Raw genomic sequence first — 14,708 nt, forward strand, 5'->3', positions numbered from 1 at the left:
GTCAAAAATCTCACCCGCTCAACAAACCCGCGATCATCACTCAACCCGAAGGTCAAATCCTCATCAGCGCCTCGTCTGCGGTGCCGGGCTTCTAGATCAGTCAAACCAACCTGTCAACCACTTTTTTAGAAGAAAATCACAAACTTAATCGAAGCTCTTTTCTTCCAACATCAACAGAACTTCCGCCCCGTCAACGCCGCCAGCCTACTCAAATCAAACATCGCTGCCCAACTCTTTCAACCAACCCCAAGGACGCATCAGCCTGCCGCTTGCGGCGCCGCCGCCCTCGTTGTGGCGCCATATAGACCCCACCAATCAAAACTGTCAACGACCAATCATGACTTTTTTCAAAATTTCTTTCCACAGGCATCTAATGAAAAGGACCGATCAAAGAGGCTCTATATAAGTGTCACTCCCGCCTCACGCGGAGAGCCAACCCATGCGGTCCGCCACGTCATTGGCAAGTGCACGCACGCGTCTGCCCATGTCTTCTATAATGTCGGGCCGCGCCTCCGCTGCCATCATCGATAGCGCAATACCGGCAATAGGATGAAACGGCCTGTCGCAGATCGCAGCGCCGATGCAGAACATGCCCTCGCGCAACTGGCCATTATCCAGCGAATAGCCCCTTGCCTTCACGTCCGCCATCTCCGCCTCCAACACTTCAAGCGAAGGGGCGCTGGCTGGGGTAATCAGTTTAGGCCATTCAGACGGCAGATGACGGGCCAGTTCCTGCGGCGACATCGCGGCCAGCATGGCCTTGCCGGTCGCGGTAAAGACAGCCGGAACCCGCATGCCGATGCGAAATGTGATACCGAGCGGTGCGGTCGAGTTGCGGCAGGACAGATAAATGACATCCGGACCTTCCAGATGTGAAAGCGTCAATGTGTGCGCGCCAAGGCCATCGGCCTCCGCCACGGCCTCATGAAACGCATCGACAATATCGCTGCCTGCCATGAACACATTGGCCCAACGCACCGATTGCGATCCCATCGTGAAGCTGCCGTCACTGTTGAGCTTCAACAGCTTGAGATGCACCAGCGTCTGGCAAAGCCCGTGCACACTGCTTTTCGGCAAGCCGGTCCGGCGCGCAAGATCGGAAAGCTTGAGCCCGTCGGCAGTTCCCTTGCCGCCTTCCTGCGCGGATTTCGCGATCTGATCGAGAATTTGCGCCGCGCGCATGACCGCCGGAACCAGTTTCTGGGAACTCTCTTCGTCGCTCGCCGTTTTCGTCATGACTTTCACCTGATCGACCGCCTGATTAACCGTTTGACTTTGGCAACGGCGGCCTGTTTAATTCAAAATACCGTAAGCTGTTCAATATATCGAACAAGCTTTCTCTGCAAGACTGGGATGGAAAACCAATATGCTCGCTTTGAAAGACCCTTCGCTGCTCAAATCGCAATGCCTTGTTGACGGGCGCTGGATAGACGCCACGGACGGCGCCAAGATCGACGTGACCAACCCGGCAGACGGTTCGGTCATCGCCACGGTTCCTTCCCTTTCTGTCGCGACCATCAAGGAAGCCATCGACGCTTCCGCCAAGGCTTTCCCGGCATGGGCCGCCAGGACGGCCAAGGAACGCGCGGCAGTCTTGCGCAAATGGTTTGACCTTATCGTTGCCAATGCGGACGACATCGCTCTTATCATGACATCCGAACAGGGCAAGCCGCTTGCTGAAGCGCGCGGCGAGGTTCTTTATGCGGCATCCTTCATTGAGTGGTTCGCTGAAGAGGCAAAGCGCGTCTATGGCGACACCATCCCTGCCCCGCAGTCCGGGCAGCGCCTGACCGTCATCCGCCAGCCGGTCGGCGTGACGGCAGCCATTACCCCCTGGAACTTCCCGGCTGCGATGATAACCCGCAAGGCAGCGCCTGCTCTTGCCGCCGGCTGCACCATGATCGTTCGCCCTGCGGATCTGACGCCACTCACTGCCCTTGCGCTCGGCGTTCTCGCCGAAAAGGCCGGCATCCCGGCAGGCGTCCTGCAGATCGTCACCGGCAAGGCCCGCGAAATCGGCGCGGAGCTGACGAGCAATGAAACCGTACGCAAGCTCTCCTTCACCGGATCGACGGAAGTTGGCCGCTTGCTGATGGCGCAGTGCGCCCCGACTATCAAGCGCATCTCGTTGGAACTCGGCGGCAACGCGCCGTTCATCGTGTTCGACGATGCCGATCTCGATGCCGCCGTTGATGGCGCCATGATTTCCAAATACCGCAATGCGGGCCAGACCTGTGTCTGCGCCAACCGCATCTATGTGCAGCGCGGAATTTACGACAAGTTTGCCGAAAAGCTCGCGGCCAAGGTCAAGGAACTCAAGGTCGGCAAGGGCACCAAACCGGGTGTCGTCATCGGCCCGATGATCGAGGCGAAAGCCATCACGAAGGTCAAGGCACATATTGACGATGCCGTTTCCAAGGGCGCGAAGCTTATCACCGGCGGCAAGGAACTGGGCGGCCTGTTCTTTGAACCCGGCGTGCTTACGGGCGTGACCCCGGACATGATCGTGGCCAAGGAAGAGACTTTTGGCCCGCTGGCTCCGCTCTTTGCCTTCGATACGGAAGAAGAAGTCATTGCCATGGCCAATGACACGATCTTCGGTCTGGCCGCTTATTTCTATACGGAGAATTTCAGCCGCGCGATTCGTGTCAGCGAAGGGCTGGAATACGGGATGGTCGGCCACAATACCGGCCTGATCTCGAACGAAGTCGCGCCTTTTGGCGGCGTGAAACAGTCGGGCCTCGGCCGTGAAGGTTCCAAATACGGCATCGAGGAATATCTCGAAACCAAATATATTTGCAGCGCCTACAAGCGCTAGCAACACTGCTTTCCATACCGTTCCCCCGAAAGCAGTATCAAAGAAGGCGGCGCGCATTGTTCGCGCCGTCTTTTTTATTTATAGACGGTCCAACCGCAAATAGGGCTTGGGCCAAGGAATTCCGGAAAATATATGCTGCGCCGCCTTTACGACTGGACGATTTCGCTTGCCGCAAGAAAATCCGCCGAATGGTGGCTTGCCATCATTGCCTTTGTGGAAAGCTCGGTCTTCCTTGTTCCCGCCGACGTCCTCTTCCTGCCTATGGCGCTTGCCCGCCCCAAACGCGCCTGGCGCTATGCTTTCATCGCGACGGTTTCTTCCGTCCTCGGGGGCATTGCGGGCTGGTATCTCGGCTATCACGCCTATGAGCAGATCGCCAAGCCGGTGCTCGAAATGTATGGCAAGCTGGACACGTTCGAGCAATTGCGCGGCACGACCAGCGCCGATGCGATCCTGCTGATGCTGATTACCTCCGGCCTCGCCCATCTGCCGCCGATCAAGGTGGTGACGATCCTGTCGGGTGCGGCCGGCATCAATATCTGGCTGTTCATTGCATCGGCCATCGTTGCGCGCGGAGCGCGTTTCTATTTTCTGGCCTGGCTGCTGCGCCGTTACGGCGAACCGATCCGCGACTTCATCGAAAAGCGCCTCGGCCTGATCGCAAGTCTCGTCGCTGTGGCCTTGATCGCGCTCTTCTTTGCTGTGAAATATCTTCATGCCTGAGCGGTTCGCCCAATCCCGGTCAAAATAAATTGCTTGGAGACAAGCCAGCTGTTTGCCTTAAGAATAAGAGAGCCTTTCCAAGGAATCCCATATGGCGTTTGCACTCAATAATCCGGTCGGCAAGGTACAGGCATGGACCGCAGGCATAATGGCCATTGGCCTTGCCGCAACCGTCGGTACGGCACTGGGCTTCGAGCATCTGGCTGGCTTCATGCCCTGCAAGCTCTGCCTCGAACAACGCACGCCTTATTATATCGGCGTCCCAGTTCTGGCGGCGGCGTGGATCTCCTGTGGCCTGAAATGGCCTGCGATCCTGACGCGCGGCCTGATCCTGATCGGCGCTCTGCTGATGACCTACGGTCTGGCGCTCGCTGCCTATCATACCGGCGTCGAGCTGAAATACTGGCCCGGCCCGATCGATTGCAGCGCCGCGACGATGAAGGTCACGCTCGATGCGGGCAACCTCCTTAGCGATCTCAATTCCACGCGCCCACCCGCATGTGACAGCGCGCCGGGCTACTTCCTCGGCCTGTCCTTTGCCGGATGGAACGTCGTCGCAAGCCTGTTCTTTGCAGCTATCGGCTACTACGGCGCTTTTGCAAAAAGTGGGAAGTGAGAGCGGGAACTGTAGGGGCTGTTTCTTCTTTTATCGCACGTGGTTATCGCAAAACCGCTGCGCATTTTTGCGCAACATGCTTTACGGCTCCAGTTCGACGTCCCAGTAAAGGAAGTCGAGCCAGCTGTCGTGCAGATGGTTGGGCGGAAAGAGGCGACCATTATTGTGCAGGTCCTGCACGGTCGGCATGACCGGCTTCTGGCGCGGCCACATATGCGCGACGGCGGGCATCATGCCGCCCTTGCGCAGATTGCATGGTGAGCAGGCGGCGACCACATTTTCCCACGTCGTCTCGCCGCCATGGCAACGCGGGGTGACGTGATCGAAGGTCAGGTCATGCGGCGAGCCGCAATACTGGCACTCGAAACGATCACGCAGGAAGACGTTGAAGCGCGTGAAAGCCGGATAGCGCGGCGGCTTCACATAATCCTTCAGGCAGATGACGCTTGGAACGCGCATCGAGAACGAGGGCGAGGATACGATGTGATCATATTCCGCCACGATATTCACGCGTTCGAGAAACACCGCCTTGATCGCATCCTGCCAGGACCAGAGCGACAGGGGATAATAGCTGAGCGGTCGGTAATCCGCATTCAGAACCAGCGCGGGCAAGCCACTGGTCGAGACGGTTCTGGGCGAGACGGCAACAGTCAAGGGCGCACCTCCTTCAGAGCAACTCCGAAAAAGGGCGAAATGGCTCTCCATGCGGAATTGCGCTTCATCGAAGCGCCGCGCGTCCATTTTGGGCGCAACAACGACGCTCCAACCTCGCGAGGACGGGACTGCAATCAGCAGAAAATCAAGCTTCTGCGAATCGAAATTCCATCATCAGCTGATGCAGATAATGTAAGCCCGACGTGACAGGATTGTGAAGCGGAAACGCATTTACGCTTCTGGAAACACGCAAGATTTACAGAAGCGGCGCGGCTTCGCGGCCCTTGATGGCGGCATAATAGGCCCAGAACAATCGCGCCGCCACGCCGCGCCACGGCGCCCAGTCTTCCGCCAGCTTGCGAAGGGCTGCAGCATCGGGCCGGGACGCATGGGCGAAGGCGTGGCCGACAGCCGTCTGCAACGCCACATCGCCAGCCGGAAATATGTCCGGATGACCGGCGGAAAACAGAAGATAGACTTCCGCCGTCCACGGGCCGATGCCCTTGATCGCCGTCATTGCGGCAATCGCTTCCTCAGCCGGCAGATCACAAAGTTCGTGCAGGTCCAGAGCACCTTCGGCAAGTGCCTGGCTCACGGCCAGAAGCGTTCTTTGCTTCGGACGCGACAGGCCGGCAAAGCGCCACGCCTCCTCCCCGCCCGCAATATAGGCTTCGGGCGTCAGCGGATCGATTGCCTGTTTCAGCCGCGCCCAGATTGCGGCAGCACTAACGGTCGAAACCTGCTGCGCGACAATGATGGAGGCGAGGCTTTCAAATCCGGGTTCGGACCGGCGCAGCGGCACCGCATGGGAGCGGGCGCGAATATCGGCGAGCCGCGTGTCAGCAAGAACCAGCGCCTCCAGTCCCGCCTCGATATCGCCCAATGTATCGATCCGCCGCATCCCATGACCTTTCATTCTCCCGGCGCACAACGTACCAATGGAATCAGATGACATTCAACTGACAATAAGCTTGCCATGACCGTACCCATCTTCCGCTTTGCTCCCAGTCCCAATGGCCAGTTGCATCTCGGTCATGCCTATTCTGCCCTCCTCAATGCGGACATGGCGGCAAGGAGCAACGGACGATTCCTGCTGCGCATGGAAGATATCGACACGGCGCGCTGCACGCCTGCGCTGGAACAGGGCATTTATGACGATCTCGGCTGGCTTGGCCTGACCTGGGAAACCCCTGTGCGCCGCCAGTCGGAACATTTTGGCGAATATCGCAACGCCCTCACCAAACTTGCCGACAAGGGCCTTGTCTATCCGGCTTTCCTTAGCCGGGGTGAGGTTCGCGAGCGGATTGGCGAAGCGCTCGCCAAGGGCGAGGAATGGCCGTCCGACCCGGACGGCACGCCGCTCTATCCGCAGGGCGAACGCGACCTGACCGAAAAGGAACAGATGGAGCGTATCGCCTCGGGCGTGCCTTATGCCTGGCGGCTCAACATGGACAAGGCGCTGGAAGCCGCAGGCGAACCGCTGGCATGGAACGACAGCGGTGCGGGTCCGGATGGCGAAACGGGAAAGATCGCTGCCGATCCGTCCCGATGGGGCGACGTGGTGATTGCGCGCAAGGACACGCCAACCAGCTATCATCTCTCCGTTGTGGTGGACGATGCCCTGCAAGGCATCACCCATGTCGTGCGCGGGCGCGATCTGTTTCACGCGACCTCCGTGCACCGGCTTCTGCAGAAGCTTCTCGGCCTGCCGGAGCCGCTCTATCACCACCACGATCTGGTGCTGGGCGACGATGGATTGAAGCTGTCAAAGAGCCGGAAGGATACGGCGCTCGCATCGCTGAGGGAGCAGGGCTTTACGCCTGACGACATTCGCGCCAAGCTCAAGCTCTGAAATGATTTTCGCCGCAGCGTCACAGATGATGTGCCCGCGCGCCGATTGACGAAAGCGCCCTGAAACGGTTGATAGGCGGCATGGAGCCGCATTGAAAAATGCGGCAGTGCATTCGTTTTTCTGAAGGAGGCCGAGCAATGAGCAATTACGTCGAAATCGAAGGTTTGCGTGTTGCCCCCGAACTGGTGGAATTTCTGGCCAATGAGGCCGCGCCCGGCACCGGCGTGGAACCGGAAAAGTTCTGGAAGGGCCTTGCCGCCATCATCCGCGATCTCGCGCCGAAGAACCGCGCCCTCCTTGCCAAGCGCGACGACCTGCAAGCCAAGATTGACGCCTGGTACAAGCAGCACCGCGACACGGGCTACAGCCAGGCTGACTATCAGCAGTTCCTGAAGGACATCGGCTATCTCCTGCCGGAAGGCGGGGAGTTCAAGGTTTCGACCGCCAATGTCGATCCGGAAATCACCCATATCGCCGGTCCGCAGCTCGTCGTTCCGGTCATGAACGCCCGCTATGCGCTGAACGCCGCCAATGCGCGCTGGGGCTCCCTCTACGATGCGCTCTATGGCACCGATGCCATTTCCGAAGCCGATGGCGCGGAAAAGGGCAAGGGCTACAATCCGAAGCGCGGCGAGAAGGTCATCGCCTGGGCAAAGAACTTCCTCGACGAAAGCGCGCCGCTCGCCGCCGGCAAGTGGGCCAATGTCGCCGGTCTCGCAATCAAGGACGGCAAGCTTGAAATCAGGCTCGCCGACGGTTCGGCAACCGCGTTGAAGGATGAAAGCCAGTTCAAGGGCTATAATGGCGATGCCGCCCGCCCGACAAACGTGCTTCTTGCCAAGAACAACATGCATGTCGATATCGTCGTCAATGCCGACCATCCGATCGGCAAGACCGATCCGGCGCATATTGCCGACATGGTTCTGGAATCGGCCATCAGCACGATCCAGGATTGCGAGGATTCGATTGCTGCCGTCGACGCCGAAGACAAGGTTGCCGTCTATCGCAACTGGCTCGGCCTGATGAACGGCAAGCTGGAAGATACGTTCGAGAAGAACGGCAAGCAGATGACGCGCCGCCTCAACGGCGATCGCACTTACAAGGCCGCCGACGGTTCCGACCTGACGCTCAAGGGCCGTTCGCTGATGCTGGTGCGCAATGTCGGCCACCTGATGACCAACCCGGCCATTCTCGACGCCGAAGGCAATGAAGTGCCGGAAGGCATCATGGATGCGGCCTTCACCAGCCTCATCGCGCTGCATGATATCGGCCCCAATGGCCGCCACATGAATTCGCGCGAAGGCTCCGTCTATATCGTCAAGCCAAAGATGCACGGTCCGGAAGAAGTGGCTTTCGCCAACGAGCTTTTCACCCGCACGGAAGAAATGCTCGGCATGGAGCCGAACACCCTCAAGATGGGTGTGATGGATGAAGAACGCCGCACGACCGTCAATCTCAAGGAAGCAATCCGCGCTGCCAAGGATCGGGTCGTCTTCATCAATACCGGCTTCCTCGACCGCACCGGCGACGAAATCCACACCTCCATGGAAGCAGGCCCGATGATCCGCAAGGGCGACATGAAGCAGGCCGCATGGATCGGCGCCTACGAACAGTGGAACGTCGATATCGGTCTGGAATGCGGCCTTTCCGGCCATGCGCAGATTGGCAAGGGCATGTGGGCGATGCCAGACATGATGGCCGCGATGCTGGAACAGAAGATCGCGCATCCGAAGGCTGGCGCCAATACCGCATGGGTGCCGTCGCCGACCGCCGCCACGCTGCATGCGACCCACTACCACCAGATCGACGTTGCCGCCGTTCAGGAAAAGCTGAAAAGCCGGCCGCGCGCCAAGCTCGACGATATCCTGTCGGTGCCGGTTGCCGTGCGCCCGAACTGGACGCCGGAAGACATCCAGAAGGAAATCGACAACAACGCTCAAGGGATTCTGGGCTATGTCGTGCGCTGGGTCGATCAGGGCGTCGGCTGCTCCAAGGTGCCGGACATCAACAATGTCGGCCTGATGGAAGACCGCGCAACGCTGCGCATTTCCGCGCAGCACATCGCCAACTGGCTCTATCACGGTGTTGTCACGGAAGCGCAGGTGATGGAAACCATGAAGCGCATGGCCGCTGTCGTCGACAAGCAGAATGAAGGCGACCCGCTTTATCGCCCGATGGCCGCCGATTTCGACAAGTCGATTGCGTTTCAGGCTGCCTGCGATCTGGTCTTCAAGGGCCGCGAGCAGCCGAACGGCTATACCGAGCCGGTCCTGCATCGTCGCCGCCTGGAGCTGAAGGCACAGGGCTGATTTTTTCCACTTGCAAGTGATGGAAAACGGCGGGAGAAAATCCCGCCGTTTTTCTGTTCAATAAGGCCCCTGAAATGCCCCTTCTTATCCGCCATGCGACGGAAGCCGATCTCCCCGCCCTGCTCGCCATTTATAATGATGCCGTCGAAAACACGCTCGCCATCTGGAACGAAACGCTTGTCGATCTGGAAAACCGGCGCGAATGGCTGAAAGCCCGCAACCACGACGGCTTTCCGGTGCTGGTCGCCGAGCGTGAAGGCCGGGTCGTCGGCTATGCCAGCTATGGCCCGTTCCGCCCGTTCGAGGGTTTCCGCCATTCCTCCGAGCTTTCGATCTATGTGGCAAGCGATGCGCGCGGCGGCGGCATCGGGCGCGCCCTTCTGTCCGAGCTGGTCGAGGAAGCGCGCGAACGCAAGGTGCATGTGCTGGTCGCAGGCATCGAGGCAGGCAATGCCGCCTCCATCGCCTTGCATCAATCGCAGGGCTTCGAGGATTGCGGCACCTTGAAACAGGTCGGCCAGAAATTCGGGCGCTGGCTCGACCTCACCTTCATGCAGAAGATTCTCTGATCGCAACAACAACGCCGCGTTCTCTTGCCTCGCGGCGTTGTTTTTGTTTATACAAGCGCATTCGCAAGGACCCGGTGAAAGCCCGGGTGGCTCTTCTGGCCGCCTATCCGCCAGACAACGCAACAACATCCCCCATTCTTTACAATCGGCCATGTTGATACGGGCATTCCTGTCCGTTTTCTATTTGCGGAAAATTCAATGACACGTCTTGCTGCCTACCGCCGCGAGTGGTTCTCCAATATTCGCGGCGATATTCTTTCCGGCATCGTTGTGGCGCTTGCGCTTATTCCCGAAGCTATCGGCTTTTCGGTCATCGCGGGCGTCGACCCCAAGGTCGGCCTCTTCGCCTCCTTCGCCATTGCCTGTGTTTCGGCCTTCACGGGCGGACGTCCCGGCATGATCTCGGCCGCGACCGCCGCAACTGCGGTGGTGATGGTCTCGCTCGTCAAGGAACACGGGCTGCAATATCTCTTTGCTGCCACGATCCTGATGGGCATTTTGCAGATCATCGCAGGCTTCCTCAAACTCGGTCGCCTGATGCGCTTCGTGTCGCGCTCGGTCATCACCGGCTTCGTCAATGCGCTGGCGATCCTCATCTTCATGGCGCAGTTGCCCGAACTTATCCATGTTCCCGTCGAGACTTATTGGATGATTGCGGGCGGTCTCGCCATCATCTATCTCTTTCCGCGCGTGACGAAGGTGATCCCCTCGCCGCTTGTCGCGATTGCAGTGCTGACCACGCTTGCCTGGACAACCGGCATGGATTTGCGCACGGTCGGCGATCTCGGCGAATTGCCCTCCGCACTGCCGGTCTTCGCATTGCCGCAAGTGCCGCTGACGCTCGAAACCTTGCAGGTCATCCTGCCCTATTCGGTCACGCTTGCGGCGGTCGGCCTGCTCGAATCGCTGATGACCGCCCAGATTGTCGATGACATGACGGATACGGCCAGCAACAAGAGCCAGGAATGCATCGGTCAAGGCACCAGCAACATCGCCTCGGCGCTGATCGGCGGCATGGGCGGCTGCGCCATGATCGGGCAGTCTGTCATCAATGTTTCCTCCGGCGGCCGCGGAAGGCTGTCGACTTTCGTTGCTGGCGCTTTCCTGCTGTTCCTGATTCTGGTTCTGGACGATCTGGTGCGCATCATCCCGATGGCAGCGCTCGTCGCGGTCATGATCATGGTCTCCATCGGCACTTTCTCATGGCGATCGATCCTCGACCTGCGCCGCAATCCGCCATCGTCATCCATCGTCATGCTGGCAACGGTTGTAACGGTCGTTTCCACTCATGATCTGGCCAAGGGTGTTCTGGTCGGCGTCCTGCTTTCGGGCGTGTTCTTCGCGGGCAAGGTCGCAAAAATGTTCCGGGTGAGCGAAGCCGTGAGCGAGGATGGACACGAGCGCGTCTACACCGTTCAGGGTCAGATTTTCTTCGCCTCGGCGCAGAACTTCATCGCTGCTTTCGATTTTTCGACGCCAGCAAAGAAGGTGACGATCGACGTCAGCCACGCGCATCTCTGGGACATCACCGCTGTCGGCGCGCTCGACAAGGTGGTGATGAAATATCGTGCCGGTGGCACGGAAGTCTCGGTCATCGGCTTTAACGAAGCAAGCGCCGACATGATCGACCGGTTCGCCGTCCATGATAAGGAAATCGGTGCCGCAAAGCTGGCGGTACACTAGAGCATGTCTCCCAAAAGTGGGAACCGGTTTTGGGACAAAGACATGCTTAAAAACAAAGAAAAAGGGCCGCTTTCGCGGCGGCCCATTTTTAATCAGTTCGGCTGTGGAACCGCGGTTGCGGTTGGTTGTGCGGTCAGGCCTATCTCGCCTTCCACCTGATCGCTGCGGGCCATCAGGTAAAGGCCAAGCCCGCAGGTCAGCGCGGCGATGAATACCAGATACCAGGCATGGGCCATCGGATTGACCGCGAGAAACGAGGTCACGATCACCGGCGTCAGCCCGCCAAAAACCGCATAGGAAACATTGTAGGAAAACGACAGGCCGGAAAAGCGCACCGGAGCCGGGAAAGCGCGCACCATCACATAGGGCACCGCGCCGACCATGCCGACCGAAAGCCCCATCACTGCATAAAGCGCGAAGAGGACGGGCAGGGAAACCGCCGCATAGGTGTAGAAGACGAAGGTCGCGACACCGAAGAAAATGCCTGCAACAGCAAAGAAGCGTCCGCTGCCGATGCGGTCCACCATGGCGCCTGCGGCAACCGTGCCGAACATCAGAAACAGCGTGCCGAAGCTTGTCGCGGCAAGCGATTGCAGCGGTGTGTAGCCGTAAAGCTTTTGCAGGAAGGTCGCCGTCATCAGCGTGGTGACGACAATGCCTGCCGACAATATCCATGTCAGCAGGACGGAAATGACGACGCCGTGCATGTGGTTGCGCAGCACCGTGCCGAGCGGCAGCTTGTCCTTCAGCAGATGGCTGTTCTTCATTTCGGTGAAGATCGGCGTTTCCGCCAGCCAGCGGCGCAGATAAACCGCGAGCAGGCCGAATATGCCGCCGATGAAGAACGGAATGCGCCATGCATAGGCGGACAGTTCTTCCGGCGTGAAAATCCAGTTGATGGCAGTCGCGATCAGCGAGCCGATCATGATGCCGAGCGTCAGGCCAGAGCACAGAAAGCCGCACGCCATGCCGACCCGGTTGGCCGGGACGTGTTCGGCCACGAAGGTCCACGCGCCCGGAACCTCGCCGCCAATGGCAGCTCCCTGCAACATGCGGAAGACGATCAGCAGGATCGGCGCGCCGACGCCAAGCGTCGCATAGGTCGGCAGGCAGGCCATGGCCAGCGTCGAGATCGACATCAGAAAAACGGAGAAGGCGAAGACCCGCTTGCGCCCGAACTTGTCGCCGAAATGCGCCAGCACGATGCCGCCCACCGGACGCACCAGATAGCCCGCCGCAAAGATGCCGAAAGTCTGGATGGTGACCAGCCAGTCCGGCATGTCGGGCGGGAAGAACAGATGGCCGATGACGCTCGCAAAGAACACGAAGATGATGAAATCATAAAACTCCAGCGCGCCGCCAAGGGCCGACAGGCCGAGCGTGCGGAAATCCTGCCGGTTGAGCGGACGCGGACTAATTTTTGCGTGGAGATCTATCGATGCCATCGATCCGGTTCTTTCTATCGCGCCGAGCCCCAAATCATCATGGATTTTCGGAAAGCGCGATGTGTGGTTTCAAGTTCAGAGCGCCCCTTGCGCGGTGCATGGCGTTCCGGTCGTTTATATGCGGGTTCACCAATCCTTTGGGTGGGTTTTAATGCGCCAAATGCAACCGTTCTGCAAGACTTGACTTCCGGGCAATAAAGTCTATTTTAGAATTATTCTAAACTAATGGATTTGATAAATGTTGAGCCGATTCTTCCGCAACGACCGCCGCCCCTTCGATTCGCTTTCCGAGCAGGAAATCCTGGCGCTGGCCATATCCTCCGAAGAGGACGATGCCCGCATTTACCTTGCTTATGCCGACGGCCTGCGCAGCGAGTTTCCGCAATCGGCGAAAATCTTCGAGCATATGGCAGCGGAAGAACATGGCCACCGCGACGCATTGATCGAACGCTACAAGGCCCGTTTCGGCGACAGGATTCCGCTGATCCGCCGCGAGCATGTGAGCGGCTATTACGACCGCAAGCCTGACTGGCTCGTGCGGCCGCTCGGCATCGACAAGGTGCGCGAGGCCGCCGCCCAAATGGAAGAGCAGGCCTATCGCTTCTATATCGAGGCCGGAAAGCGCGTGACCGATGCGGAGACCCGCAAGCTTCTCGGCGATCTGGCCTTGCAGGAAAAGAAGCACGAGGCCACCGCGGAAAGGCTCGAAAGCGAGCTCACGCCGGACGATGTGCAGGACGAGGAACGCGCGCTTGAGCGCAAGCAGTTCATCCTCACCTATGTCCAGCCCGGCCTTGCGGGCCTGATGGACGGTTCGGTCTCGACGCTTGCGCCGATCTTTGCGGCAGCCTTCGCCACGCAGGATACATGGCAGACCTTTCTGGTCGGCCTGTCGGCCTCTGTCGGCGCCGGTATTTCCATGGGCTTTACCGAAGCGATCCACGACGATGGCAAGCTCTCCGGGCGCGGATCGCCGGTCAAGCGCGGCCTGGCCTGCGGCATCATGACGACGCTTGGCGGCCTTGGCCATACATTGCCCTATCTGATCAAGGATTTCTGGACCGCGACGATCATCGCCACCGTGCTGGTCTTCTTCGAGCTCTGGGCCATCGCCTTCATTCAGAACCGCTATATGGAAACACCGTTTTTCCGCTCCGTCCTGCAAATCGTTCTCGGCGGGGGGCTGGTGCTGGCGGCAGGCATCCTGATCGGCAGCGCCTAAATCACCTCGACATCGGAAGGCAGGGAAACCGGGCCTTCAAAATCATTGATCGCAATGCGCCCCTGCCGGGAAACGGTAACGAAACTGTTTGCCGGCACCGCCATCCAGTTGGCAGCTTCGCCATCCAGCGGCTCCGACACCACGCAAATGCCCGATGACCCGCCCAGCGTCGCGGTATAAAGCGTCGGCGCAAAGGCATCGGTGGCATAGCGGACGGCGTAAAGCTGGTTGCCGTCTGAAAAGGCGGCTGTCAGCCGCAGGAATGGCGGCACGCCGGCGCGAACCGCTTCCTCGACAACCGTCGCCACCATGCGCTTCATCGCCAGAACTGGATCGCTGTCGAGACCGAATTCCAGCATCAGCAGAAAAATCAGTTCCGAATCGGTCGCGCCGTGCTTCTGGCCATAGATCGCATCGCTCAAATGGCTTTCCAGCCTGCGGCGCAAACGGTCGAAATGGCCGATCTGGCCATTATGCATGAAGCTCCAGCGACCGGAAACGAAGGGATGACAGTTGGAGCGGCTGGTAAGCCCGCCGGTCGAGGCACGCACATGCGCGAGAAACAGGCGCGAGCGTATCTGTCGCGCCAGGCTGCGCAGGTTCTGGTCGGACCAAGCGGGCAGGATATCCCGATAAAGGCCGGGTTCCTCGCGATGGCCATACCAGGCGACACCGAAACCGTCGCCATTGGTGCGCGTTTTGGCTTCATGCGCATCGTGGCTTTGCGCCACGAGCGAATGGCAGGGAGACGATATGATGTCTTCCAGATAGGTTTCAGGTCCGAGATAGGCGGCCCAACGACACATTTTTGATCCGG

Annotated in this window: 13 protein-coding genes and 1 other annotated feature; of the genes, 8 read left to right on the forward strand and 5 right to left on the reverse strand. The window is 59.2% G+C overall.

The window, feature by feature from the left end:
- Positions 1 to 420: 420 nt before the first annotated feature.
- Entirely contained in the window at positions 421 to 1,236 is an 816-nt protein-coding gene (locus F9K78_RS17630; RefSeq protein ID WP_121986930.1) for an IclR family transcriptional regulator, read from the reverse strand.
- A gap of 130 nt (positions 1,237 to 1,366) precedes the next feature.
- On the opposite strand from F9K78_RS17630, the gene F9K78_RS17635 reads away from it, so the two are divergent.
- From F9K78_RS17635 to F9K78_RS17645, 3 genes are all read left to right on the forward strand, one after another.
- The gene (locus tag F9K78_RS17635; RefSeq protein ID WP_151682529.1) at positions 1,367 to 2,818 is read left to right on the forward strand and encodes an NAD-dependent succinate-semialdehyde dehydrogenase; all 1,452 of its coding nucleotides are present in this window, start codon (positions 1,367 to 1,369) and stop codon (positions 2,816 to 2,818) included.
- Positions 2,819 to 2,950: 132 nt separating this feature from the next.
- On the forward strand, positions 2,951 to 3,541 hold the full coding sequence (locus F9K78_RS17640; protein ID WP_121986932.1) for a YqaA family protein: 591 nt from the start codon (positions 2,951 to 2,953) through the stop codon (positions 3,539 to 3,541).
- A 91-nt stretch (positions 3,542 to 3,632) separates the two neighbouring features.
- Positions 3,633 to 4,157: a disulfide bond formation protein B gene (locus F9K78_RS17645; RefSeq protein WP_121986933.1), complete on the forward strand. Its 525-nt coding sequence runs from the start codon at positions 3,633 to 3,635 to the stop codon at positions 4,155 to 4,157.
- Between the two features lie 81 nt (positions 4,158 to 4,238).
- Here the strand turns inward: F9K78_RS17645 and F9K78_RS17650 are convergent, their stop codons facing one another.
- Both F9K78_RS17650 and F9K78_RS17655 read right to left on the reverse strand, forming a co-directional pair.
- Entirely contained in the window at positions 4,239 to 4,811 is a 573-nt protein-coding gene (locus F9K78_RS17650) for an HNH endonuclease (protein ID WP_006473253.1), read from the reverse strand.
- A gap of 256 nt (positions 4,812 to 5,067) precedes the next feature.
- Entirely contained in the window at positions 5,068 to 5,712 is a 645-nt protein-coding gene (locus F9K78_RS17655) for a DNA-3-methyladenine glycosylase family protein (protein WP_121986934.1), read from the reverse strand.
- A gap of 75 nt (positions 5,713 to 5,787) precedes the next feature.
- Between F9K78_RS17655 and gluQRS the strand changes: the two genes are divergently transcribed.
- The 4 genes from gluQRS to F9K78_RS17675 all read left to right on the forward strand — a co-directional run bounded on the left by gluQRS (position 5,788) and on the right by F9K78_RS17675 (position 11,224).
- Positions 5,788 to 6,663 (forward strand): tRNA glutamyl-Q(34) synthetase GluQRS, encoded by an 876-nt coding sequence (gene gluQRS / locus F9K78_RS17660; protein WP_121986935.1) that lies wholly within the window; start codon positions 5,788 to 5,790, stop codon positions 6,661 to 6,663.
- Between the two features lie 137 nt (positions 6,664 to 6,800).
- On the forward strand, positions 6,801 to 8,972 hold the full coding sequence (locus tag F9K78_RS17665; RefSeq protein ID WP_121986936.1) for a malate synthase G: 2,172 nt from the start codon (positions 6,801 to 6,803) through the stop codon (positions 8,970 to 8,972).
- 74 nt (positions 8,973 to 9,046) lie between these two features.
- A complete protein-coding gene (locus F9K78_RS17670) occupies positions 9,047 to 9,541 on the forward strand; it encodes a GNAT family N-acetyltransferase (protein WP_121986181.1) in 495 nt (164 codons plus the stop codon).
- Between the two features lie 64 nt (positions 9,542 to 9,605).
- Positions 9,606 to 9,661 (forward strand) — a sequence feature (sul1 is cis-regulatory element that is thought to sense ions involved in sulfur or methionine metabolism; They are found in Alphaproteobacteria).
- Between the two features lie 78 nt (positions 9,662 to 9,739).
- Entirely contained in the window at positions 9,740 to 11,224 is a 1,485-nt protein-coding gene (locus F9K78_RS17675; protein WP_121986101.1) for a SulP family inorganic anion transporter, read from the forward strand.
- A 92-nt stretch (positions 11,225 to 11,316) separates the two neighbouring features.
- Here the strand turns inward: F9K78_RS17675 and F9K78_RS17680 are convergent, their stop codons facing one another.
- Positions 11,317 to 12,669: an MFS transporter gene (locus F9K78_RS17680; RefSeq protein ID WP_121986102.1), complete on the reverse strand. Its 1,353-nt coding sequence runs from the start codon at positions 12,667 to 12,669 to the stop codon at positions 11,317 to 11,319.
- Between the two features lie 238 nt (positions 12,670 to 12,907).
- Here F9K78_RS17680 and mbfA point away from each other — a divergent pair, with 238 nt between their 5' ends.
- Positions 12,908 to 13,891 (forward strand): iron exporter MbfA, encoded by a 984-nt coding sequence (gene mbfA, locus F9K78_RS17685; RefSeq protein ID WP_121986103.1) that lies wholly within the window; start codon positions 12,908 to 12,910, stop codon positions 13,889 to 13,891.
- Here the strand turns inward: mbfA and F9K78_RS17690 are convergent.
- Positions 13,888 to 14,697 (reverse strand): class II glutamine amidotransferase, encoded by an 810-nt coding sequence (locus tag F9K78_RS17690; protein ID WP_121983285.1) that lies wholly within the window; start codon positions 14,695 to 14,697, stop codon positions 13,888 to 13,890. The two genes, mbfA and F9K78_RS17690, sit on opposite strands and share 4 nt — an antisense overlap.
- Positions 14,698 to 14,708: the final 11 nt, after the last annotated feature.

The sequence above is a fragment of the Brucella pseudintermedia genome, assembly GCF_008932435.1.
GTDB classification, from domain to species: domain Bacteria; phylum Pseudomonadota; class Alphaproteobacteria; order Rhizobiales; family Rhizobiaceae; genus Brucella; species Brucella pseudintermedia.

Coding starts and splice junctions, on each gene's coding strand:
- F9K78_RS17655 (WP_121986934.1), bottom strand. CDS start 5,712: ATGCGGCGGATCGATACATTGGGCGATATCGAGGCGGGACTGGAGGCG.
- F9K78_RS17640 (WP_121986932.1), top strand. CDS start 2,951: ATGCTGCGCCGCCTTTACGACTGGACGATTTCGCTTGCCGCAAGAAAA.
- F9K78_RS17670 (WP_121986181.1), top strand. CDS start 9,047: ATGCCCCTTCTTATCCGCCATGCGACGGAAGCCGATCTCCCCGCCCTG.
- F9K78_RS17635 (WP_151682529.1), top strand. CDS start 1,367: ATGCTCGCTTTGAAAGACCCTTCGCTGCTCAAATCGCAATGCCTTGTT.
- F9K78_RS17665 (WP_121986936.1), top strand. CDS start 6,801: ATGAGCAATTACGTCGAAATCGAAGGTTTGCGTGTTGCCCCCGAACTG.
- F9K78_RS17630 (WP_121986930.1), bottom strand. CDS start 1,236: ATGACGAAAACGGCGAGCGACGAAGAGAGTTCCCAGAAACTGGTTCCG.
- F9K78_RS17690 (WP_121983285.1), bottom strand. CDS start 14,697: ATGTGTCGTTGGGCCGCCTATCTCGGACCTGAAACCTATCTGGAAGAC.
- mbfA (WP_121986103.1), top strand. CDS start 12,908: ATGTTGAGCCGATTCTTCCGCAACGACCGCCGCCCCTTCGATTCGCTT.
- F9K78_RS17680 (WP_121986102.1), bottom strand. CDS start 12,669: ATGGCATCGATAGATCTCCACGCAAAAATTAGTCCGCGTCCGCTCAAC.
- gluQRS (WP_121986935.1), top strand. CDS start 5,788: ATGACCGTACCCATCTTCCGCTTTGCTCCCAGTCCCAATGGCCAGTTG.
- F9K78_RS17645 (WP_121986933.1), top strand. CDS start 3,633: ATGGCGTTTGCACTCAATAATCCGGTCGGCAAGGTACAGGCATGGACC.
- F9K78_RS17675 (WP_121986101.1), top strand. CDS start 9,740: ATGACACGTCTTGCTGCCTACCGCCGCGAGTGGTTCTCCAATATTCGC.